This is a genomic window from Lachnospiraceae bacterium KGMB03038 (assembly GCA_007361935.1).
Lineage (GTDB): Bacteria > Bacillota > Clostridia > Lachnospirales > Lachnospiraceae > Massilistercora.
In genome coordinates this window covers 608,570-632,761 of sequence record CP041667.1, presented here as the reverse complement: position 1 = coordinate 632,761, position 24,192 = coordinate 608,570, and the positions used below count along the sequence as shown (strand labels likewise).

At 43.8% G+C, this 24,192-nt stretch carries 22 protein-coding genes; 4 read left to right on the top strand and 18 right to left on the bottom strand.

Translation table 11 applies throughout. From position 1 onward, the window contains the following. Nucleotides 1-167: 167 nt before the first annotated feature. The 4 genes from FND36_03105 to FND36_03090 all read right to left on the bottom strand — a co-directional run bounded on the left by FND36_03105 (nucleotide 168) and on the right by FND36_03090 (nucleotide 6,183). Complete coding sequence (locus FND36_03105; GenBank protein ID QDW73121.1) at nucleotides 168-1,415, bottom strand: MFS transporter; 1,248 nt, start codon at nucleotides 1,413-1,415, stop codon at nucleotides 168-170. Between the two features lie 43 nt (nucleotides 1,416-1,458). After that, nucleotides 1,459-2,253 carry a zinc dependent phospholipase C family protein gene (locus tag FND36_03100; protein ID QDW73120.1) on the bottom strand — a complete coding sequence of 265 codons (795 nt, stop codon included), beginning with the start codon at nucleotides 2,251-2,253 and terminating at the stop codon, nucleotides 1,459-1,461. A gap of 84 nt (nucleotides 2,254-2,337) precedes the next feature. After that, nucleotides 2,338-4,482, bottom strand: coding sequence for a Dam family site-specific DNA-(adenine-N6)-methyltransferase (locus FND36_03095; protein ID QDW73119.1), 2,145 nt, complete (start codon nucleotides 4,480-4,482; stop codon nucleotides 2,338-2,340). 207 nt (nucleotides 4,483-4,689) lie between these two features. Beyond that, a complete protein-coding gene (locus FND36_03090; GenBank protein QDW73118.1) occupies nucleotides 4,690-6,183 on the bottom strand; it encodes an IMP dehydrogenase in 1,494 nt (497 codons plus the stop codon). A gap of 536 nt (nucleotides 6,184-6,719) precedes the next feature. On the opposite strand from FND36_03090, the gene FND36_03085 reads away from it, so the two are divergent. Next, a complete protein-coding gene (locus FND36_03085) occupies nucleotides 6,720-7,526 on the top strand; it encodes a DUF3800 domain-containing protein (protein ID QDW75521.1) in 807 nt (268 codons plus the stop codon). Nucleotides 7,527-7,725: 199 nt separating this feature from the next. On the opposite strand, the gene FND36_03080 is transcribed toward FND36_03085, so the two are convergent. The 12 genes from FND36_03080 to FND36_03025 form a co-directional block, all read right to left on the bottom strand. After that, nucleotides 7,726-8,847: a glycerol dehydrogenase gene (locus FND36_03080; GenBank protein ID QDW73117.1), complete on the bottom strand. Its 1,122-nt coding sequence runs from the start codon at nucleotides 8,845-8,847 to the stop codon at nucleotides 7,726-7,728. A 28-nt stretch (nucleotides 8,848-8,875) separates the two neighbouring features. After that, a complete protein-coding gene (locus FND36_03075) occupies nucleotides 8,876-10,072 on the bottom strand; it encodes an iron-containing alcohol dehydrogenase (protein ID QDW73116.1) in 1,197 nt (398 codons plus the stop codon). A gap of 3 nt (nucleotides 10,073-10,075) precedes the next feature. After that, nucleotides 10,076-10,789, bottom strand: a complete 714-nt coding sequence (locus FND36_03070; protein QDW73115.1) for an ABC transporter ATP-binding protein — start codon at nucleotides 10,787-10,789, stop codon at nucleotides 10,076-10,078. Continuing rightward, nucleotides 10,782-11,561: an ABC transporter ATP-binding protein gene (locus FND36_03065; GenBank protein QDW73114.1), complete on the bottom strand. Its 780-nt coding sequence runs from the start codon at nucleotides 11,559-11,561 to the stop codon at nucleotides 10,782-10,784. The genes FND36_03070 and FND36_03065 overlap by 8 nt, the downstream gene beginning before the upstream one ends. Continuing rightward, a complete protein-coding gene (locus FND36_03060) occupies nucleotides 11,545-12,564 on the bottom strand; it encodes a branched-chain amino acid ABC transporter permease (protein ID QDW73113.1) in 1,020 nt (339 codons plus the stop codon). Before FND36_03060 ends, FND36_03065 begins: the two co-directional genes overlap by 17 nt. Before the next feature lie 13 nt (nucleotides 12,565-12,577). After that, nucleotides 12,578-13,456, bottom strand: coding sequence for a branched-chain amino acid ABC transporter permease (locus FND36_03055; protein ID QDW73112.1), 879 nt, complete (start codon nucleotides 13,454-13,456; stop codon nucleotides 12,578-12,580). Nucleotides 13,457-13,497: 41 nt separating this feature from the next. Further along, the gene (locus tag FND36_03050; GenBank protein QDW73111.1) at nucleotides 13,498-14,664 is read right to left on the bottom strand and encodes an ABC transporter substrate-binding protein; all 1,167 of its coding nucleotides are present in this window, start codon (nucleotides 14,662-14,664) and stop codon (nucleotides 13,498-13,500) included. A 171-nt stretch (nucleotides 14,665-14,835) separates the two neighbouring features. Beyond that, nucleotides 14,836-15,510 carry a hypothetical protein gene (locus FND36_03045; GenBank protein ID QDW73110.1) on the bottom strand — a complete coding sequence of 225 codons (675 nt, stop codon included), beginning with the start codon at nucleotides 15,508-15,510 and terminating at the stop codon, nucleotides 14,836-14,838. A gap of 22 nt (nucleotides 15,511-15,532) precedes the next feature. Further along, nucleotides 15,533-17,083, bottom strand: a complete 1,551-nt coding sequence (gene xylB / locus FND36_03040; GenBank protein QDW73109.1) for a xylulokinase — start codon at nucleotides 17,081-17,083, stop codon at nucleotides 15,533-15,535. Continuing rightward, entirely contained in the window at nucleotides 17,062-17,877 is an 816-nt protein-coding gene (locus FND36_03035) for an SDR family oxidoreductase (GenBank protein ID QDW73108.1), read from the bottom strand. Before FND36_03035 ends, xylB begins: the two co-directional genes overlap by 22 nt. Then, nucleotides 17,877-18,221, bottom strand: a complete 345-nt coding sequence (locus FND36_03030) for a hypothetical protein (GenBank protein QDW73107.1) — start codon at nucleotides 18,219-18,221, stop codon at nucleotides 17,877-17,879. The genes FND36_03035 and FND36_03030 overlap by 1 nt, the downstream gene beginning before the upstream one ends. Before the next feature lie 30 nt (nucleotides 18,222-18,251). Further along, on the bottom strand, nucleotides 18,252-18,944 hold the full coding sequence (locus FND36_03025) for an HAD family hydrolase (protein ID QDW73106.1): 693 nt from the start codon (nucleotides 18,942-18,944) through the stop codon (nucleotides 18,252-18,254). A gap of 142 nt (nucleotides 18,945-19,086) precedes the next feature. Here FND36_03025 and FND36_03020 point away from each other — a divergent pair, with 142 nt between their 5' ends. Then, on the top strand, nucleotides 19,087-19,971 hold the full coding sequence (locus tag FND36_03020; protein QDW73105.1) for a LysR family transcriptional regulator: 885 nt from the start codon (nucleotides 19,087-19,089) through the stop codon (nucleotides 19,969-19,971). A gap of 385 nt (nucleotides 19,972-20,356) precedes the next feature. Further along, nucleotides 20,357-20,725 carry a helix-turn-helix transcriptional regulator gene (locus FND36_03015; protein QDW75520.1) on the top strand — a complete coding sequence of 123 codons (369 nt, stop codon included), beginning with the start codon at nucleotides 20,357-20,359 and terminating at the stop codon, nucleotides 20,723-20,725. Nucleotides 20,726-21,415: 690 nt separating this feature from the next. Here the strand turns inward: FND36_03015 and FND36_03010 are convergent. Continuing rightward, a complete protein-coding gene (locus FND36_03010; GenBank protein QDW73104.1) occupies nucleotides 21,416-21,634 on the bottom strand; it encodes an XRE family transcriptional regulator in 219 nt (72 codons plus the stop codon). Nucleotides 21,635-22,263: 629 nt separating this feature from the next. Between FND36_03010 and FND36_03005 the strand changes: the two genes are divergently transcribed. Further along, entirely contained in the window at nucleotides 22,264-23,109 is an 846-nt protein-coding gene (locus tag FND36_03005; GenBank protein ID QDW73103.1) for a recombinase family protein, read from the top strand. A gap of 33 nt (nucleotides 23,110-23,142) precedes the next feature. On the opposite strand, the gene FND36_03000 is transcribed toward FND36_03005, so the two are convergent. After that, a complete protein-coding gene (locus FND36_03000; protein ID QDW73102.1) occupies nucleotides 23,143-24,192 on the bottom strand; it encodes an SH3 domain-containing protein in 1,050 nt (349 codons plus the stop codon).

Genomic DNA, 24,192 nt, shown 5'->3' with positions numbered 1-24,192 from the left:
ATAATTATACCATGTGCAGAGAACGCACCGCTTAACTTTCGAGTTGATAAGTAGGGGATTTTTCTTGATAAAAACCGGAAGAATCATTGAAATGTTGATAACTACAATAGAAAAGCTCCGGTGTAAACCGGGGACTTTGTCTACAGTCTGAAACGGTTCAGAGCTTATCAGCTCTGGACCGTTTTATATTTTGCCGCTTTGCCAAACAGCACAAATCCAATCACAAACAGGACCGCGATAACCGCCACTCCCGCGTTGGCGGCATCTGTAATCTGGGCTACGATCCCCACCAGAGTCGTTCCCATGAAGGAGGCCCCTTTCCCGCAGATATCATAGATCCCAAAATATTCTCCAGACTTCTCCGAAGGAATGATCTTGGCGAAATAAGACCTGGACAGGGCCTGGATCGCGCCCTGGAACATCCCCACCATTACCGCCAGAAACCAGAATTCCCATTGTTTATCCAACTGGATCGCAAAAAGAGCGATTCCCGTATAAGCCAGGATACAGATTTTGATCAGACGAGTCGTCTCCTGGCGCTTCGACAATTTTGAGAAGATCAGCGCGCAGGGGAACGCCACAATCTGCGTCACCAGAAGCGCCAGCAAGAGTCCAGTGGAATCCAGCCCAAGGGCGCTTCCATAGGCAGTCGCCATCTCTATGATCGTATAGACTCCGTCAATAAAGAAGAAAAACGCCAGCAGATACAAAAAAATATGCTTTTCCTTCTTCACATCCCGAAGAGTCCCCGCCAGCCGGCGGAAGCTGTCTCTCACCGGACTCGCCGGCTTCTGGGCATAATTTTTCTGCTGATAATTGCGAAACAGCGGAATTGTCACCAACACCCACCAGGCCGCGTTCAGGAAGAACGCGATCGCCATAGCCATCTGCATGGTAATACCAAGACTCTCATACATCAAGACAAAAACCAGCGAGATAATAAACGGAATACAGCTTCCAATATATCCCCAGGCATAACCGTGTGACGACACCGTGTCCATCCGCTCCGGCTCTGTTACATCCACCAGCATAGAGTCATAGAAGATCAGACTGGAGCTGTAGCCCACTCTGGCGATCACAAACACTGCCAGAAACAAAATCCAGGAAGCAGGCAGAGAGAGGGCGGCGCATCCAATCACTCCCACCATCATGCTGGCAGCGAACAGCGGTTTTTTATAATTCTGGGTGTCCGCGATCGTTCCAAGAATCGGGCCGATCAGCGCCACGATTACCGTCGCCAAAGATGCGGCATATCCCCAGTACGCCAGATAATCCACTTCTGAAATCCCCGCGTTTCCCGCCAGATAATTAAAATAGATTGGAATGATCGTAGAGATCAGCAGGGTAAACGCTGAATTCCCCACATCATATAGGATCCAATATTTTTCTAATCTTGTCAGTTTTATCTTCTCCATTCGTTCCCTCTCGCTCTCTATTTATTCACAGTTTCTGTCAGATCTATTCAAATGTACGGTCGAACCGTTCACTGAGTTTTGCTTCCTCTCTCAGACTTTCATCCAAATTCCTGATCATAGAAACAGCCACCTCTTCAGCGCCTAAAAACCTTTTCCACAGCCCCAGATTCGTCCCTTCACATTTCATATTATCTGTTCGCTGAGTCAAAAGTCCTTTATAATAAGGATATTTCCCGCCGCCGGCCTTCATCAGTGTATTCAAAATCTGGAATTTGGCCTCCCCCGGTGTGGTAAGCAGCCTTTTGATCCGCTTCATCCATCGAAGACAGCAGCGCGCCGTCTCCGGTGAAATTCCTTCATAGAACGAACTGGCCGCCTGGGCGGTGGCTTGGTCCGTTGGAATCAGCCTGGCCGTCTCATAGGCGAACGGATCTTTTCCATCCAGCCTAAGAAGTTTCTTCTCAAACTCTTCTTCAATCTCCAAGTGCTGCACATGGATCTTCTCGATCATTTCATTGACATAAGGATGGCACTCGCTGTCCAGGATAAAGTGGCAGAGGAATCCCAGCAGATATGCGTATTCCCTGCTGTCTCTCCCTTTTTCCCGCACCACCTTAAGGCCATGCTCGAAAAAGCTTCTGGCCGGAATCTCATGCAAGTGATTCCCGTATTTTATGATCGCATTTTTCCCAAAAGGCCGATAAAAAAAGAAAATATCCGGCCCTTGAAGTCCAATGGCAAACTGGGGATGATATTTTGTCACGATTTCCTTTAAATCCCCTTCCAGTTTCCTGGATACTTTTGCTCCGAATCTATAGTGCGCATATACCGCTGGCATCTCCGCTCCTCCTTTTCACTGTGTATGTCTAACTCTGTCAGTATACGTCCCAAACGTAAATTCCCAGTCCTTCTCCCGTTAAAATCATGTAAAATTAACCACCAAGACCTCCTGGGTCCTGCTCTTCCTGTTTTTCCCATGATAACTGGAATTTCCATAGCCATAATCCAACGGGATCACCCGGAACTGGCGGTGTTCTTTGATCCAGGCTTCCAGGATCTCATTTTTCCTGCCTTTGCTTTCCAGTACATTGGACAGCGCAAACCGGATTCCTCTTTTGTCCGCTTCTTCCAGATAGGCCAGAAGATCCCGTTCATCCTGCCGCGTCCATCCCCCTTGCTCGTTATAGGTGGCGCAGGTGATCAGGTAGGGCGGGTCCACATAGAAAAAACTGTCCTTCGTAAACCCGTCCAGGGAAATCTTGCGGAAGTCCTGGTTCACAAAGGTATAATCTCCAGAATGGATCCGGTGGATAAATGCCGCCAGTTTCTTTTGCAATTTCTGGTTATAATCTCTCTTTCCTACGGGAAGATTGTATTCTCCTTTCCGGTTAAACCGAAGCTGATTGTTGAAGGAAAAGACGATCAATACATACAGCATAAGATAGTATTCTTCATCTTTTTCTTCCCTGGCGTTGAAATCCTCCCGAAGTTTTAGAAATCTTTCTTTATTATAAGGCGCCAGGCCGCCGGAGCTATTGCAGTTATAGTATTCATAGTCATGGCTGCTGGACATGGAAAGTCCGTATTCTCCAATGATCCTCAGGATCCTTTCATGGATCTCTTCCTGCGGGAGCTTCTGGAAGGTTTTGAGCAGTCCGATCAGACATTCGCTGGAATCATTAAACAGCACTTTACCGCAGGACACATTGATCCCTACATTGCAGCCTCCGCAGAAGAGGTCCACCATTTGATCCATCTCTTTTGGAAAATAGGGCAGGATCTGGGGCAGAAGCCGGTACTTGCCTCCCGTATAGTTCAAAGGCGAAGGGATCTTTTCTTTTCCATCCTCAAAACACTGGCACAAAAACAACCGTTCCTGGTTCTCCTGGATATCCGATTTCCCCGTGGAAAAAGCTTTATGATCCTCTGAGAATACCTTTACCCTTCCCTTTTTTTCTAAGATCCGCAGAATGTCCGCATCGCTGATCTTGGCGTTAGACCGGTCATTTCCTTTTTCCGCCATATTGTTGTAAGAAAGCAGAATATATTTGGCATGGATGGCTTCTATCAACTCTTCAAACGCGCAGGCCGCCTTCTTGGTACAATAGTCGCTTTTCAACCCGGAACGGTCCATCTTCCTTGCCGCCCCAAATACTTCCGGCTTCTCCCAGCAGGCTACATTTTCTAAAAGGTGGTAAGCGTCACAGTACTGCCTGGAATTATAAGGCGGATCAATATACACCAGATCCACGTCTAATTTCCCCACAAGCTCATTGGCATCCATTTGAAAACAGACGTTATGCTCATTTAATTCTTCTTCCGGCTCCGGAACCCCTAATTCCAAATGCCGCTCAAAAGCGGCCCCTTTCCGGTACGCATCATAATGGCCGCAGGTATTGGCGATCTTATCGATTCCGTACAAGAGAGAGGTGATCAAAAGCGCCCGCTCTCTTCCGTTGATTTCTCCGGCCCGGTATTTTTCCTCAATATCTTCCCGGATAAATCCTATCTTCCGGCAGTCCTCCAAGTCAAAATAAGTATTCGCGAAGTTCACGCTCATATAATTGTCTTCCGACACCTGTATCCGGTTATATTCTCCTATAATGCGGATGATCTTGTCCTTGGAATAACTTTCGCCGCCAAACCAGGCCACATGGCAGATATAGTTGCTGTACATGTTGTCGTTGGTGATCAGCTTCTGGTCTGTAAAAGCAGAAGCTACCGCGCCGGTTCCCGCAAAGATATCCGCTACCGTATGGATATCTTTGCACTCCTGTTCCACCACGCCTTTGATAAAAGGCAGAAGCTTATATTTATTGCCCAGATACCTCCGGTTATTGATCCGGATGACTTTATATCCCGGTTCCGCCTGCTCTGGTTTTGCTTCCTCCGGCAGCCGGTTTTTCTCAATATAATCTGCCATCTGCTCATAGACTTCATCCGTCCAGAGGATCTTCCCGTCTTCTCTGGTCTCTATGTGAATTCCCATATGGTCTTTCAGGTAATAAAGATAGGATCTGGATATATTCAGTTTTTTTGCCATTTCTGTTCCCGTGTAAATCCCCATGACCCGCTCCGGTATTATGCAACGTTTTTCACAATCCATTGGACACTTTTACACTTAATTATAGCATGATACTTCGCATTTACAACTATACTTTGCGTTTCTCTCCACAAAATCTTCTTTCAAATGGATGCTAAGAGGCAGTCTGAAAAGTTTCTCTTTCCAGACTGCCTTCCGGTTGCGTGATCCGTCTTTATTTCCTCATCTGCCCTATCGCTTATCCCGCAGGGTCACATCATGGGTGCCGCCTTCTACAATACTGGTAGCCGATACCAGCGTGATCTTCGCCTTCTGCTGCAGCTCCGGGATCGTCAGCGCCCCGCAGTTGCACATGGTAGATTTGACTTTGCTCAGCGTCAGGTTCACATTGTTCTTCAGACTTCCCGCATATGGAACAAAAGAATCTACTCCCTCTTCAAAAGAAAGCTTCTTATCTCCGCCCATATCGTATCTCTGCCAGTTTCTGGCTCTGGCGCTTCCCTCGCCCCAGTATTCTTTCATATAGCTTCCATTGATATTGACTCTCTTTGTAGGACTCTCGTCAAACCGGGCAAAATACCGGCCCAGCATGATAAAGTCCGCCCCCATTGCCAAGGCAAGTGTAATATGGTAGTCATGCACGATCCCGCCGTCGGAGCAGATCGGCACATAGATACCAGTCTCTTCGTAATATTCATCCCTGGCTTTTGCCACCTCGATCAATGCTGTAGCCTGTCCTCGGCCAATTCCCTTCTGCTCCCTGGTAATACAGATGGCTCCGCCGCCAATGCCGATCTTTACAAAATCTGCCCCAGCATCCGCCAAAAACCGGAATCCTTCCGCATCTACAACGTTTCCAGCTCCTACTTTGACAGTATCACCATACTGTTCCCGGATATAGTCAATCGTCATCTTCTGCCATTCTGAGAATCCTTCTGAACTGTCGATGCAAAGCACATCCGCCCCAGCATCTACCAAGGCCGGAACCCGCTCTTTGTAATCTCTGGTATTGATTCCAGCGCCTACCATGTAACGCTTGGAGCTGTCGATCAACTCATTCTCATTTTTCTTATGGGTATCATAGTCTTTGCGGAAGACCAGATAAACCAATTCTTGGTTCTTATTCACCAGGGGAAGACAGTTGATCTTATGTTCCCAGATGATATCATTTGCCTCTTTCAGCGTTGTGTCCTCATCCGCGTAAACAATCTTCGAGAACTCTGTCATGAACTCGCTTACTTTTGTCTCCGGCGCCATCCGGCTCACCCGGTAATCTTTATTGGTCACAATCCCAAGGAACTTTCCTCCCGGCTCTCCGTTCTCTGTGACCGCGACTGTAGAATGGCCCGTCTTCTCTGTGATCGCAAGCACATCCGCCAGGGTCATATCCGGCGATACATTGGAATCGCTTACTACAAAACCCGCCCGGTACCGCTTCACCTTCCGGATCATTTCCGCCTGATCCTCAATGGGCTGAGATCCATAGATAAAGGAAAGACCTCCTTCCTGGGCAAGCGCTACCGCCATGCGGTCGTCAGATACGGACTGCATGATCGCCGATACCATCGGAATGTTGATCGATATTGGGGATTCTTCTCCCTTTCGGAAGCGCACAAGAGGCGTTTTCAAAGAGACTTTAGACGGGATACACTCCGCAGATGAATAGCCGGGGATTAAAAGATACTCACTAAATGTTCTGGACGGTTCGTCATAATAGAATGCCATAGTTTTCCTCCTGCTTTCTAAAGCACGACTCATTGTATTGTTGTCTAATGATAACATGTCCAAAGCCGCGTTGTAAAGCCTTCCGCCTGGAGAATTCACCTATTTTCCAGGCTTATGCGCAATCTTTACTCCCTCTACTTCAAAGCAGGAAATCCATGGATATTCCATGTAGTTGATCACAATCTTGTCCGGAATCTCCACTCCTTCTGCAGGATAGTAGACACGCCCCAACTCACTTTGTTCTATCTGGTAGCCTTTAGCCAACATCACCTTTTCATCCTCATCGGTAAAACTTACCGTCACCTCCAGATACGGAGGCGCGCATCAACTGGTGATCTCTTCTACATTCAAAACTACATTGTTAAATCCCTGGCGGTTCATGTAGGCTTTCGCCGCCTCGTTCATCTCTACCATTGCATCACTCCCTTAAAAGATTAACGCCATATTATCATATTTATCTTTTTATTACAACAAAACACCCACTTACAGGCAGGAATCGTGTTGTTTACTTTTGTTATGCATTATTGTAATATCTAATCAAGAAGACACAACCGATAGAACAGCAGGCAAGAATAGGAGGAAGATACTTTTATGTCAGCAGCAATTGCACTATATATATTGATGAAGCCGGTGATTTAGGTGTTGGAAAAGGCACTCAATGGTTTGTCTTAACTGCCGTCATTATAAATAAAAGCTCTGAAAAACAAATCCGCGAAACTATGACTTCAATAAAACACGAACTGAATCTCGATACAATACATTTTAGAGCACTGCGAAGTTTTGAACAACGGGCATACGTTGCAAAAGAGCTTTTCAACTCCCCATTTGAATACATCAATGTTATAATAGACACGCATAAACTTGATTTAAACAAATTACTTGGAAATCGTTCTGACTTCTCTGAAAAACCAAGTATAATCTTATATAATCATTCTTGCAGATATCTTATTGAGCGAGTGTCTTGGATTTTACGAGATACTAACCGTATTGGGGATGTAGTTTTATCTAGTAGAGGTACATCCCGTGACGGCGAACTCATCGACTACTTGAACAACAAACTAATCCATTATGGCAATAACGAAGTCTCTAATTATTTTAGAAATATATATAGTAAAACTGGGGCCTCATGGGATATGTTACAATTAGCAGACATCTGTGCAACCTCTATGTTTTATTACCACGAAACTAACAGATATGGTTTCGTAATGCCTTGTTATACTTATAAATTGCGAAACTCTCTCTATAAAAGGAATGGGAAAATTTTAAAATACGGCATGAAGTATTACACAGATTTTATGGAGCCAGAAAATGACTATTTTAGCAGTCGTATGATTTGTAAATAAAAGAAAAAACCCCCAGCGCGACTGCCACAGGTCAAAGCCTGCTGGTGATTACACCCTCGCGTGATCTGGCGGCGTTTTTTCTATAATTTATTATAATTATAGATATTCATTATTGTCAATGGAGCTCCACTTTTAATCCGCAAACACCCTCGTCATTTTGATCACCAAAGAAATGACGGGGGTGTGTATTTATCAACAATTATTTTTCTTTACTTTTCCTATAATCCTGTCCCATAGCGTCTGCGGCCATAATAGAATTATAAACAAATTCCAATGTTACTTTAAACGGTTCTGCATAGATCAATTTATTATGGTTTACAACCGTATCCGCAATGACCATAACGTTTTCAGGCGTCGCTTCTACTCCTAACTGCTCTAACGTAATCGGCAGTCCTACTTCATCGCAGAATTCCATCACTTGCTCAAACAGTTCGCGCGGCGTATTTTCCATAACCATCTGACAGATTACGCCAAATGCGACTTTTTCCCCATGAAGATACGAATGGGTCCCTGGAAGCTGGGTAAGTCCCGCATGGATGCCATGCGCGGCCGCGCAGCTTGTATTTTCAAATCCAACTCCGCTCAGCAAAATATTCGCTTCTATAACATCTTCAACCGCTTCCGTGCATACTCCTTGTCTTAAAGCCTTCAGCGCTTCTACCCCTTCTTCCATCAATATCTCAAAAGATAGTTCCGCAAGCGCAATACTAGTTCTCGTACACCGGTATCCTTTTCCCACATAGTTCGGGCTAAAGGATGTATGATTCGCATGACCTTCAAACACCGTGGACAATGCATCTCCCATTCCGGCAACAAACAAGCGGACTGGTGCCTTCGCCACAATATCAGTATCTACAAGCACCATCTCTGGATTCTTTTTATGCCTGATATTGTGGATATATTCGCCCGTGTCTGTATACATAACAGACATCGCGCTGCATGGAGCATCACAGGAGGCCGCCGTAGGAATAACAATCACAGGTATTCCGCTTTTATCTGCCGCGGCCTTGGAAGTATCCAGTGTTTTTCCGCCTCCTACTCCTACCAGCACATCCGCCCCATATGCCTTGAATTCTTCAATCACTCGATCCACTTCATTATAAGAACATTCGCCGCCAAATTTTATCGCTTTATATTTTGACTCCGTATTTTCATATGCTTTATCCAGCCGTTTCTTTAGGCCATCAAACAAAAAGCCGTCCACCACAAAAAAAGCCTTTTCCCCATATTGGCTTGTATAATGTTCTACAAGATCAAACTCTCCTACGCCCTGAAAATATTTGGTCGGGCATGCAAACGCTCTTGTTCTTGTCTCTACCATTGTTGTATTTTTCCTCCTTCCATTTGCACTAAAAAAAATCAATCTTCCCGAAAAGCATTGCATGAAATAATTTCTCTGCTTCCCGTTTTGTTACTTTTCGCGGATTCTTTGGCCTTGGATATTCCCGCAGCAGCCTCTCTGCAAATTCAGGGCCATCACTCAATTTGTAGCCAAGTTCTGCCAAATTTGCAGGCATACCAACTTTTGTGAATAACGCCTGAATTTCGCGTATCAATTCTTCTCCTTCATTTTCTGAGCGCCCGTTTATTCGGGCGCCCAGCCTATCAAGGAAAGGAAGTATATGGGGATAATTCATCGCCATGGTATATGGCAGCGCTAATCCGCAGCCGGTGCCATGAGACTGTTCTTTTTCAAGGGTTAATATGTAAGAAATACTGTGGGCAAATAACCCGCCTCCCATAACATAGGACAGCATTCCCAAGACAGAAGCATACGACAGCCAGTATCTGGCTTCTATATCCTCCGGCCTTTCCACTGCTCTTTTCAGAAATTTCATAATCACAGCAGTGCTCTCGACCGCTAAACATTCTGTATAAGGTGTCACGCACGCCATATACCCTTCAATTCCATGTGTCATTGCATCAAATGCCGTAGCCGCCGTAGTTCTAGAATCCATACTCGCGGTAAGCAGCGGGTCTACAATTGCTACTGCCGGAAGAAATTCCGACGAGGTAAAAAATTTTTTCACCCCGCCTACAGTCAGTACAACATAGGGACTGACCTCACTTCCCGTTCCTGATGTCGTCGGCAGTAAAATAACTGGTATTTTCGGTTGCGAAAAATTATTGGCTAAAATCCTTTTTGTCAGTTTTCCATCTCCGCCATGGGCTGCCAATTTCGCAATGTCCAATGTACTTCCACCGCCCACACCGATCACTGCTCCATACGGCTGCTCATCCATGATGTCCGCTACTTTTTTCGCCGTATCCAAGTCTGGTTCTGCACAGATATCTGAAAAAATATCATAATCAATCCCTGATTCTTCAAATGATTTTAGAATAACTTCACCTGACGCAGAAAGTACTTTTTTCCCGATAACGAGAAGCACTTTTTGGCTAGTCAATTTCGCAGTTTCTTCTCCTATCCGCAAAGCAGCACCATTATAAAAAATAATGTTTCCTTCCGTTTTTCTTCCCGGCATTTTCCATATCGTCGGATGGCTTCCTATAACTTTTGATTTTTCCAATAACTTCCAATAATTCATACTTTAATCCTCAACACCTAGATATGCTCTTTGAACCATTTCATTTTCCAAAAGCTTTTTCGACTCATCATAAACGATGATTTCTCCCGTTTCCAGTACATATCCCCTATTAGATACCTCCAGCGCCAGGTATGCGTTCTGCTCTACTAGAAGAATTGGCGTTCCGTCTTTTTTGTTAATTTCTTTAACAACCTCAAAAATAGACTCTACTACCTGCGGCGCCAAACCAAGCGACGGCTCATCCAACAATAAAATCTTTGGATTCTGCATCATTGCCCGCCCAACAGCCAGCATCTGCTGCTCGCCTCCAGACAGACTTCCTCCTTTTTGCTTCCGCCGTTCCGCCAACACCGGGAAAAGTTCAAACACTTTATCCAGATCACTCTTTACATTTTCCTTATCCGGCCGATTAAAGGCTCCCATTTCCAGGTTTTCCAAAACAGTCATACGAGTAAAGATACCTCTTCCTTCCGGGACCATTGCCATACCAAGCTTTGAAACTTTATGCGCTTTTACTCCCGCGATTTCCTGGTCAAACAGCTTGATTGATCCCTGTGCTGGTTTGACGATCCCTGTAAGCGCCTTTAGCGTGGATGATTTCCCAGCTCCATTGTTGCCTATTAAGGAAACAATTTCTCCTTTCCCAACTTCGAAGGAGATATCACGGACCGCTTGAATTGCCCCATAGGACACACTTAAATGTTCAACTTTAAGCATCTGCATTTCCTCCTTCTTTTTTTGCCCCCAAATATGCTTCAATGACAACTGGATTGTTGCTGATCTCCTCTGGGTCTCCTTCTGCGATCTTCGTCCCGTGATCCAATACCACAATATAATTCGACACATTCATAACAACTCTCATATTGTGTTCGATAAAAATAACCGTCTTTTTCAAGTCTGTATTGATCCACCGTATCAAAGACAACAAATCCGCGGATTCATTAATGTTCATTCCTGCTGCCGGCTCATCCAAAAGCAGCAATTTCGGATCGCTCACAAGCGCTCTCGCAATCTCCAGTCTTCTCTGTTGGCCATACGGAAGCGCTCCGCCATACTCTGCGTATTTCTTTTCCAAGCCAACGATCCTTAGTGCTTCCATGCTCTTCTCGACTATTTCTTCTTCAATTTTTCTGGATCGTCCCGGAATAAAGGATTCAATATCTTTTGCCTTGATCCGGCTGTGCATTCCCGTCATAACATTTTCCAATACGGTCATTGTATTAAACAGACGAATATTCTGGAACGTACGCGCAATCCCAAGGGAACTGATTTCATATGGTTTCTTGGTGTCAATCTGTTCTCCGTCAAATATGATCTTTCCGGAAGTCCGTGTGTAAGCTCCTGTGATCAAGTTAAACAATGTTGTTTTTCCCGCTCCATTGGGTCCGATAATACTAAAAATCTTGCCTTCTTTTACACTCATTGACACATCATTTACAGCAACAACACCACCAAATGATTTTGTTATATGATCAATTTCCAGCAGCATTTACATCCACCTCCTTATCTTTTTTATTCTTCTTCCTTATACTTTGAAGCAATGATTCAAGATAAGAAGTCCGCGTATTCAGATGTCCCATGATCCCCATTGGCCTGATCTGCATCATGATCACAACAACCAGTCCGTAAATCAGCATTCGGTATTCCACAAAGGACCTTAATAATTCTGGAAGAATCGTTAGGATAACAGCTCCCAAAACAGGACCAACAACCGTACCTCCGCCTCCGATCAGCACCATCGTCAATATTGTAATAGAGTCATTATATACAAAGGTATCCGGGCTGATGTAGCAGATGTAATGCGCATAAAAGGCTCCGGCGATTCCGGCGATCAAACCGCTGATCGCAAAAGCGCATACTTTATATTTTGAAATACGAATTCCCATAAATACAGCCGCATCTTCATCGTCTCGGATCGCCATCAGCGCACGTCCAAAAAATGTCCTTGGAATATTAAAAACAATTAGAAATATAATAACAGCCACAATCAAAAGCAAATAATAATAGACATTTCGATTCGTAAAATCTAGCCCGAATAATTCTGGTCTGGAAAGTCCAGTAAGTCCTCTTGGTCCTCTTGTGAATTCACCGCCATTTACTAACACAAGCCGAAAGATTTCTCCAAACCCCAAGGTCGCGATCGCCAGATAATCTCCATTTGTTCGAAGCGCTGGCAAACCGATCAGAATTCCAAATAGTCCCGCAGCAATCGCCGCAATGGGGAGCGTGATCCAAAAGTTCCATCCCAGGTAGATGGAAAGCAGCGCAGAAACATAAGCTCCCATTCCATAGAAGGCCGCATGACAAAGTGAAAATAGATTCGTAACTCCAAGCGCCACTTCCAGCCCTAAACTTAATATTACATATAACAGCACCATAATCAGCACATGTTTGACGGAATCATTATTCACAAACAACGGCAGAACAAGCGCTATGAAAAGTATAATCCCAAACTGGAATCGGCGGTTTTTCAAAAAATGTTTTAAATTCATTTCTCTTCCTCCCTTACACACGATTCGAATGGGTATCGCCAGTACCGATCAATCCCGTTGGTTTTACAAGCAATACAATAATCAAGATCGCAAACGAAATTGCAGGACCCATACTGGAAGAAATATAGGTTGTTCCAAAGCTTTCTACAAGCCCTAATATCAAGCTTCCGATCATCGCTCCCGGAATACTTCCAATTCCACCAAGAACCGCTGCTGTAAAGGCTTTCATACCCGCCATATAGCCCATAGTAGAATATACAGCGTCATAATAGATTCCAATTAAAAGCCCCGCCGCTCCGGCAAAAGCGGAGCCGATAAAAAAGGTTACACTAATGATTTTGTTCGTATTGATTCCCATCAGACTTGCCACACTCATGTTTTCTGATGTTGCCCGGATTGCCTTCCCCCATTTACTCTTATTAATGAACCAATTTAGGAAAAGCATTAACACAATCGAGCAGCCCAAAAGGATCAATTGAAGGCTGTTGACTACCAAATCTCCAATATTAAAATATTGCGTCTCAAAAAACGGCGGTACGGAATAAGTCTCCGCGCCAACAAGAACCAACGCTAAATTAGACAATACAATAGAGGCTCCCAAAGCACTTGCTGTAACTACTACTCGCGGAACATTTCTCAAACGACGATAAGCCAAAAATTCAAGTATCACTCCTAACAGACCTGTGCAAACCATCGTTAAAATCAGCGCCAAGGGGAATGGGATTCCGCCCATTCTGGCAAAAATAAGGCCAAAACAGGCGCCCCACATAAAAACATCCCCGTGAGCAAAGTTGATAAATTTCAAACATCCATAAACCATGGAGTATCCCAGTGCAATCAGAGCATATACGCATCCCATCGTAAGTCCGTTTACTATAATTTGCAAAACCATACGCTATTCTCCAATCTTTATAACGAACTCAAATAACTACTTTACTCAACAACTACAAATTTCCCATCTTCCACAACCAGACGTTTTAAGGATTCGAACATCAGGTCATGTGTTTCATTAAAATGAACCGTTCCATATACTGTATCGAAAGTGGTTGTCTCCAGATATTCTGCCATAGCATCCGGATCGGTTCCCACATTTTCGATTGCTTCCGCCAGCATCTTCACTCCTGCGTATCCATGTCCGGAAAACGTGCCTGCTGTCTTATCCTCACCGAACTTTTCCTTGTATGCCTGCTGGAACTGCTGATTTACTTCAGAAGGATCGTCCGGTACCAGAACTCCCTGAACCTTCACTCCTTCCGCAGCGTCTCCTGCCGCTTCCAAAAATGCGACTTCAAACATAGATGATGATGAATACGCCGGGAGATCCATTCCCAAAGATTTCATCTGTTTTACGATCAAGGCTCCTTCTGTATATGTTCCTGCAAGGAATACGGAATCCGCTCCTGAATTCTTTACTTTAGTCAGGATATTTGTAAAATCTTTTGTTTCTCCTAAAATATATGTTTCAGAACATACAACTTCTGCTCCGGATTCTTCCAGAACCTCTGTGATGATTTTCTCCTGACCCATTCCATAATCCGTGCTCTCATACAAAACCGCGACCTTTTCACAACCGTCTTCCACCATCCAATCAGCCGCATAAACCGCCTGCTGTTCATCAGAAGGCTCTGTCCTGAAACCATAGTCTTGATTCTGTTCTGAAATATCAGGTGTAGATCCTGTAACAATAGTTACCAGTTTTCCTTCATTGATGATCGGGAGGGCAGAAAGGCCACAGGAACTGTTATAATAGCCCAGGGAAGCCACAACGGAATCATCTGCGACAAATTTTGTCGCGATCGTTGCCGCCTCCTTAGGATCAGACTTGTCATCCTGTACATCCAAGGCAAGCATTTTCCCATCGATTCCTCCGGCCTCATTGATTTCATCAATTGCCATCTGGGCTCCATAGGAGAGCTGTTCACCAAAGCTTGCGTTTACTCCTGTCATCGGACAGTCAAGACCTATCACCAAGTCTCCTTCGTTTCCCCCTAACTCACCTCCTGCAGACTCTTCGGTCTCACTTCCGCAGGCAGCAAGTCCTACAACCATCATGCACACGACCAAAAAAGATACCATACGCTTTCTCAGATTGTTTTTCATAAAGATTTCCTCCTTTGATTTTTTTCAGCCGACCCGGATATTTTTACAGCGTTCCCCGCTCTCAGATAAAAATGGCGGTGTATTTTTATCCAAAATATCCAGGCAGTCTGAAGTTAACACTATTATAAAATTTGTGTGACCCACATAAATATGTAATATTTACCACAAATTTTATTTCTCCAGCTTTTCCATAATAGCGTCAATCTTATCCGCAATCTTATCATAATGTCCAAAGCTATCATCAAACAGCGCAGAACCGATCGTAAAGCCCCAGGGGTTCAATTTTTTGACAAACTCTAATCTCTCATCGTTTCCGATACTTCCAGTAATGATCATTGGACTGTCAATATTTTTCAAAAATTCCATTGCCATTTTTTCTGGGTCCCCATCTTGATAGCGATATACAGACAGGCAGATTCCTTCAACACCATCGCAAGAAAGTATTTCTTTTGCGTCATCAATGATCTCTTGACAGGTTCCGTACAGCATACGAGGAATTCCGGCTCTTCTTCCGCAGGTTGGGAAATACTTAATCCCAGTACCTTTTAGTTTATCTGCCACACTTTTATAAAATTCCATTCCGATCATATACTCAAATTCACAGTCAATCGCAAACTGTGCCGCCTTTAGACAATCCTCTTCGCTTTCTACCAAGGGTTCTAAAAAGGTCACTTTCCCTTCCGCTTTCATCCGTTCCACCAGTTTTTTTGCCTCAGAAAGTTCGATTCCAATATCTTTGAAGCCCCAATAGTTTGTTTTTGTTCCTTTATTCTCTTCGAACACTTCTACTGCGTTTGGCACTGTTTTATCATGATTGGTCAGCATTGCGATTAAATTTACACTCATGTTTATTCTCCTTGTATATTCATTACATTTTTTTATAAATAGGTTCCAGCACATCATGAATCTGGCGATATATCTCGAAATATTTTTCGTATTCTTTAGCGATCTCCGGATCTGGCTCTACCTTTTCCTTTAAGTGAAGCCCTTTGCCGACAGCCTCTTCATGACCAGCAAAAACTCCAGCTCCTACCCCCGCCAGAAGTGCGGATCCGTAAGAAGAATCATCGTTTTCAAACTTTAGGATCGGGCGATCAAGCACATTTGCCATGATCGAACGCCAGAGAGGGCTTTTCCCGCCTCCGCCTACAATACGAACCTCTTGAATATCCACTTCATTCTTGATCAATTCAAAATTATCTCTAATGGAATAAGCAACTCCTTCCAATACAGCTCTGTTAAAGTGTCCCCGCCCGTGATGTGCGGTTGCCCCTACAAAGCTGGAACGCAAAGTTGTATCCCAATAGGGTGATCTTTCTCCCATTAAATACGGATGGAAAAACAGCCCTTCCGATCCCGGAGCTACCTTTTCTGCTTCTTCATCCAAAAGCTGATATGTATTTCTTCCGCCTTGGCACTCCTGTTTCCATTCTTCCTTACAGAAAGTATCCCGATACCACCTTAAACTTTCTGCCGCAGAAGACGTGGCCAGACAGGTATACCACAGTCCTTCTACTACATGAGAATAGGTAAGCGCCTGGGGATTTGGATATGGTTCCGGGCGGAAAAGATAAATTGTTCCTGAAGTCGCCAGTTTTGTAACACAGCTATTTTCTTTGATCGCTCCAACACAATACGCCTCTAATGCGGTATCTGTTGACCCATTAATAACAGGAACCCCTTCTTTGATTCCAGTAATAGACGAGGCTTCAGCCGTAATGTAGCCCGCGATATCTGTAGGTTTTACCAGCGGAGGTAAAATAGAAATCGGCACATTGCTGATTCGGCAAAGTTCGTCTGACCAGCACCAGTTTTTATTATCAAAAAGAAGACTCCCCTGGGCCTCAATGTGATCCGTTGTCCATGTCCCTGTAAGCTGGTAACGTACATAGTCTTTCACAAACATTGCTCTTTTTGCTTTCTTCAGCACCTCAGGCTCATGGTTATTGATCCACATTAGTTGCAGCATCGTCCATGTAGGACTTGGCATCTGGTAACCGATTTCAAAAATCTCATCTTTATAATGTTCCATCATATATTCGGTTTCTTCTGTGCTTCTTGTATCCGTCCACATGATCGTTTTTCTTAACACTTGATCATCTTCATCTAATAAAACGATATTATGCGCAGAAGCATCCAGACTTAGAGCCACCACCTGTTGTGGATGGACTTTCCCTTTCTCCAACGCTGTATAAAAGCTTTTCATGAAGGCCGGGAACCAGTCCGCAGGATCTTGTTCCGACCACCCGATGTTAGGGTGATACGTCTTATATTCGGTATAGCCATCTCCCACAAAATTACAGTCTGTATCGATCAAGGTCACTTTACAGCCGCTGGTTCCAATATCAATTCCTAACAAAAGTTCTTTATCTTGCATGAAACCCACCTCTTTTCCTTCTACAGCTGTACTTGTCCGCATGTAATAGAGATGTTGCTTCCAGTAGTCGCCATTCCAAGTTCACTGCAAAGCACCGCCGCCCAGTTTCCAATTTCTTTTGTCTCCAACAGGCGATGCGTGGGAATCATATCCGCAAAGTACTGATAGCCCCCGTCAGTATTTGTTCCAAGTTCTTCTGCTTTTCTGGCAATGGAATTAACCATCATCGGTGTCATCACGTAGCATGGGCACAATGCATTAACCAAGATATTGTCTGCCGCAAGCTCATTTCCCCATATTCTTGTAAGATGAGAAATGGCTGCTTTAGATGCCGAATACGCACTATATGTTTCAGAAGTCAAGAACGCTTGCGATGATGAAATATTAACAATCCTTCCCCATCCGGCTTTTCTCATATAAGGAACCACGTGTTTTGTACAGATTACGGTTCCTATGAGATTAATATCGATCACTGAAGAAAACCGATCGATTTCCAGCTTATCTACCGGATTTTTATAAATAATCCCTGCATTATTGCACAGAATATCAATCTTTCCATATTTTTCAGCAACTGCCATAAACGTCCGGTCAACTTCCTCTTCTTTTGTTACATCCATAATCATGCGATCAATGCCATCCCTAAGATTCTCTGCCTCTTCTTTGTCTTTCTCGAATCTTACATCCGTTGCGACAACAGTCGCACCTGCATCGCATAATGCGTTCGCGATCGCAAGTCCGTTTCCCTGGGCTGCTCCCGTTACTACTGCCACATGGCCATACAAATCAAATAAGTTCCCAAATCTTTCCAAATTTTTCACTTTTTTCCCTCCAGCCATCAAAAATTTTTCCCGTTCCAGCCCCAGTATGGAGTCATGGAATATTTGATATAAATATGGTCTTTTTCCACATCTAGCTCAGCGCTTACAACATCCATAAGAACTTGTGTAAGAGCATCGCAGCTTTCTTTGGAAGGCTGTCCATAAATCCCAACTTCCAAAAATGCGCTGTCTTCCTTTTCTCCACGGAACCATATTTCACATTCTGAACGAAAAATACACATCAGCCATTTTTCCGTTTTCCCCGGTATTTGCTCAATGGCTTTCCCAAATTCCTGTTTCAGAATCTCTTGCTTCTGCTCAGAAAGTGTTTTATTTGTAGACAATTGAATACACGGCAAAATATCACCTCATTTCCTTCTCGTTTTTATTTACTAGTCACTGTGTTTCAAAATACGCTGCAGCTCCCACAATGAACTAATTTCGTAATCTGCCGGCGCCACAAAAGGCACCCAGTTATCCATAACATTCAGCCAGGCCGTCTTCATTCCAGCTCCTCTTGCCCCGCTGATATCATTGATCGGATTGTCCCCTACGTATAGCATTTCTTCCGGTCTAACTCCAATCTTTTGTACCATCTCTAAAAAGGGGGCTTTCTCAGGCTTACATCCCGCTCCTCTATCCAAATCACAAATCAAACACTCTTCAACAAAACCATTTAATTTCATGCACTCTATCTTTTTTCGCTGAAGCGGTACATGCCCATTTGTAATAATGGATGGATGATATCCATTTTCCCTACACCAGAGAAGTGTCGAGTAGGTGTCCGGGTACGGCACGATATACGGAGAAAAAAGGAGGTAAATAAAATCATAAAACTCCTCATACCGTACCGTATTTTTCAGGACCCCACTATTTTTCAGTTCTAAGTACATTCCTTTCCAGCTCGTCTCGTTATAAGTTGCTTTTCTATCACTCATTTGAAGAGCAGCCAATATTTGCTTCCTTGACCATTTCTTACATAAGTCTCTATCAAATCTATTCACAAATTCTGGAAGAAGTTTTTCCCAAGTCGCCTCTCTATTGTATAGAGTATGGTCTAAATCAAACGAAATCGCCTTTATCATTTTTTCTATTAACCCAAATATTCTATGAATTATTTTTTATTTTCTGATTTTTCTTAATCTTACTATAGATTTTTCCATTGATAAAGCTTATAATATTTATAGTTAATATGAATAATTTCGATGGATAAAAGGAGGTATCATATTGGATATACAAAAATTTGAAACCGTCTTGGTGGCGACAGATTCCGGAACAATAACAAAAGCCGCTGAAAATCTAGGGTATTCACAATCCGCAATTTCTCATTCTATTCAATCTCTTGAAGATGAATTTAACGTTCGCATGCTAATGCGTGGACGTTCTGGCGTTGAATTAACACATGAGGGAGAAATGCTGCTTCCCTACATAAGAAATGTTATGAATTCTTACCGGGAATTCGAAAATAAAGTGGCTGAAATCAATAATTTAGAATGTGGTGTGATAAGGATTGGCACTTTCACCAGTATTGCGGTTAACTGGCTTCCTCAGATCATCAATTCTTTTAAGCAGGAACACCCAAACATCCAATTTGAAATCCTGCACGAAAATTATGCTCAAATTGCAGATTCTATTTTACAAGGAACCATAGACTGCGGATTTACAATCACTCCCTCTACTCGCGGGATCCAGAATATCCTTATATTTGAAGACCGGCTGTTCGCCATCTATCCCAACGAACACCCTTTAGGCGCTCTGGATACTATATATCCCTCTGATTTGGCTGAATATCCATTTATTCTGGTAAACGAAGGAAAGGACCCTATCATCAGGCGCTTTTTCGAAGAACGTAATATAAAATTGGATATACAGTATCATGTGGTTGATGACTATGCCACTATCGCTATGGTAGAAAGCAATCTGGGAATCAGCGTATGTCCGGAACTATTTTTCAAACGTCTCCCTTTCCAAGTGCAGCATCGTCCAATTAATACCAGTTTCCGCAGAAAAATAAGCATTTCATATAAGGAAAATTACACGCTTTCTCCTATCGTAAGACAATTCATTACACACGTAAAAAAATGGAGTCTTGACCACCTGATAAGCTCTTAGCATTTCCTTTCGTTTTAAGCTTTGTAAACAATTTATCAATGCAGCAACAGATCTTTTGAATTTGTCGCTGCATTTTCTATTTTTATACCACCTTTTTTTCGTCAGCGTTTTCCTTTTTCTGTTCTGACTCTTTATGAAGGATCCGTTCACCAAAATTTAATAATTTTTCCCTTTCTAAATCAGTCATATCTGGAATTATCTTTTCAAATTTTTCAAGAATTTTCTTTTCACTATCTTTTATCAATTTCTCTCACCTCCAGTCAGTTTATATCTTTGCAATATTATATTATATCTACGATATTTCTGTCAATAGTTTTACATTTGTTAATATTGCATCGCAATATTTTATATGCTACACTCATTTTCAGAAAGAGAGGTGCTGATCTTGAAAGACCGAATAAAAAAGCTTCGCAAAGAACTCAACTTAAACCAGACAGAATTCGGCGAACGCATAGGCGTAAAACAAGGTTCTGTCGCCGGTTATGAATCCGGCGCCCGTACTCCGCTGGACGCTGTCATCTCATCCATATGCAAAGCATTTAATGTCAACGAAATATGGCTCCGTACCGGAGAAGGAGAAATGTTTATAGAAATGGATAAGGAAGCCAAATTAATGAGTTGGGCGGGTTCTGTACTGAAAAGTGTTGATGACTCTTTTAAAAAAAGATTCGTAAAAATGCTTTCTGAATTGAACGAAAAAGACTGGGAGACTCTTGAGAAAATCGCGCTTAAATTACATGAAAAAAAGGACTAGCGCATTTCCCCACATGCGTCAGCCCTTCGAAAATTAATAAATTCAAAAAGGAAAAGCAAAAAACAGCGGAAATTCTTTCTTCACTTGAATTTCCGCTGTTTTCCATGAGCGTGCGGGGATTCGAACCCCGGACAACTTGATTAAAAGTCAAGGATTCAGCACCGCATAAAACCTTATAACTAGAGGGTTTCCCCAAAAATTATGGAACAATAATGGAACTTCTTTTTTATATGATATTTCCGTTTTCGCAAACTGTCAACCTATTATATAGGAAGAAACTAAATGACAAATTACAAGGACTTTTGGCAGACCCAGAGGACATAGATTTAATTTAATCCAAAAAACAGAGGATTCAACCCCTGTTTGATTTATTATCGCTTTTATGGTATTATTTTTATGCGGGGCGGTTATCGTCCGCCCCTTTTGTGTGTTTTGGCTGGCTGTTTAGTCAGCCTTTTCTTTTGGCTTGTACTGATCTTCGCCGGTCTCGATGTAGAGAATAAAATCGTTAATTGATTTTTCGTCCCATCCGGCAGCCCGGAGCCCGATTATCAGTCTCGCCGTCTCGCTCATGTTCATAGCTTCCATTTTTTCTCCTTTCTCCCTTCCGGGTTATTGTCCTCTGTTCCCTTTGGACAATTATATATTACATTATTTTCAGTGTATTGTCAATAGATTTTTACATTATTTTTAATGTTTTTCATCATCGTTTTCTACATATTTTATAATGTTTCCGGGTTGCATATCTAATAATCTGCAAATCTTTTCAAGCGCAATAATCCCGACCATTTCTCCACGGCGTAAAGATTGGATCGCATTTTCTCCCAACAACTTATCTTTACGCAACTTTGTCGTATTATATCCACTTTCTTTAAGTGCTTCCAGCACGTCAAATTTATAGACAAACATTCCAATACCTCCATTCTATTATTTACTATTATACATTATTAATAAATCATTTTCAAGATTATTTACATTATAAATAATGCACAATTAGCCCTATATTTTGTTGCTTTATTTTCGGTGTATTTGCTAATTGAAAATACATTATTTTAGGTGTATCATATAATCATCAAAGGAACGGAGGAAAACGAAATGAAAGAAAACAGATACCAGGAAATCAGAAGAAAATACGTTGAAGCATATCCGCACTTAGGACAGATTAAAAGTAAAAAGGTGTTTGCCCAGAATGCTCTCAGGCTCGCCGCACCTAAAACGGTAACCGTAAAAGAAGTGTTTGAGTTATCTACACTCTGTTAGATTCATCCCGCCCCGGCCGGGTAAAGCCGGGAGAAAGGAAAAGATATGAAGACATATAGGTTTGTGTATTGGTTCAATGTTGTTATAACAGAGCTATACATAAAGGCCGAGAACAAAGAAAAGGCGATTGAAATATTCAGAAAAAGAAAAGGAAACAGGAAAATCGTAAACATTGAATGTTATGACGATTAAGCCGGACACGATCCGGCGCTGTAATGCAGCCGAAGCCGGTTCCAAGCCCGGAAAATGCAGAGGACAGAAGAAAGTAGGTGACGCCCATGAAGTATCTGAAAATATTAGCCCTCTACATACGAGTGAGCACAATCGAACAGGCCATGGATGGGCACTCTCTCGCCGCGCAAGAACGGCTGCTCACAGATTACTGCAAGGCAAAAAATTATATGATCTATGACATCTATCGGGATGAAGGCATAAGCGCCAAGGATATCTGCCACCGGCCCGGAATGATATCTCTGATCAATGACGCAATGGCTGGAAAGTTTGACGGAATCTTGGTCTGGAAGCTCACTCGATTTTCCCGCAACCTTGCTGATCTTACAGCCACGTGTGATCTGCTCGATAAGAAAGGGGTATCCCTGATCAGCTATTCTGAGGCTTTCGACAGCACGACACCGGCCGGAAGGATGATCCGATCCATGCTTGGGACAGTCGCGCAGTTTGAGCGTGAGGTCATAGCCGAAAATGTCATTCTCGCTATGGCAGAGCGCGCCAAACAGGGAAAACGGACCTGCAGCTATATTCTTGGCTATGATCTGGACAGTAAGGATTCACTCAAGATCAATGCCGCAGAAGCCAAAGTAGTCCGCTATCTATACGATTCTTATGAAGCGAGGAAAAGCCTTATCGAACTTGAGCACATCTGCGACCAGCTCGACATACGTGGAAAACGCGGTGGATATCTGACTGCCTGGCACATCGAAAAGATACTGACCCGCCCTATCTATGCGGGCTGGAACCTATTCCACGGAGAACTGTATAAGGGAATTCACCCCCGGATCATAACTATCCAACAATTCAACAGGGTTCAGAGACTCATTAAGAGGCAAGGGAAAATTATGGGCCGTAATCGAAAAGGAAAAATATACATCCTTCCAGAGGCCTAAAACACCCCGGAGCCGTAACTCCGGGGTTATTTTTTACTGCTTTTTGAGGTACTCGCCGGAGGCAAATCCTGTTACTCCATCATACACCACATATAGCCACCGGCCGGACGAAGTATCAGTATAATAACCATAGCACTGTACCCTTGCGCCCTTGGGCATACTGGTCAGTCTCTTTTTGCTTGTCCCAGCTCCAGCTCTCAGCGTGAGCGGATCTGTCTTAGTATTTACTGTGTATGTCCCGGCCAGAGACTTGTCAAAACTTTTTGCCGCTTCCGCCTTGCCGCCTGTGCTCCCGCCGGCCCCCTCCAACTTGGCCTTACTGAGCGGCCCGTACTGGCCGTCTACCTCCAGGCCATGATCCGCCTGGAATTCCTTCAGCGCCGCCTCGGTATTGGCGCCGAAATCTCCGTCTGCCCCATCCGGTCCGCAGCTATACCCCGCCGCGATCAGATCCCGCTGCATGTCCTTAACATCCTCCCCGGTCATCCCCCGCTTCAGGATCCGAGCCTCGTCCGCACCGGATGCGGTGCTTCCGGAGGCCCCAGCCTTTTTCAGCGTCTGGCTGGCCTTTGATCCGTTACTCAGTCCGCAGACCGTGTGAGAGCCGGCCTTGACATAGATCGCCCCGCGTACGCAATAGGCAGAGCTCTTCAGGTATGCGCTGGCCGTGATGATCTTATAACCGGCTTTTTCCAATGCTGCCCGCATGGAGGATGTGGTCCATCCATTGCTGCCGTATGTCACTCCCTGCGCTCCGGCGGCCACCGCAGCTACGTTTTGCAATGATGAGCAGTCACAGTTACACTTCGTTTTGATCCTGGATAAATCATAATCCACCTTCTTCGCTTGGGCGTTCAGGGTATTCCTGTCAGACTGACCGTACCCGATCGCATTGTTCGCACAGGCCGCCTCTACCGCCTTGGCGTGCCGCTCCCGGACGTCCGGATCTGGGTGTATTGCCATGTAGCCCCAGGGCTTGCTGTACCAGGCCCTGGTGCAGACCTCTTTCCCGGTGCTGTCGCCTTTCGCCCCCTCGATGGTCCCTTTTTCGCTTATGCTTGCGTGTCCGATCATTATCGCCAT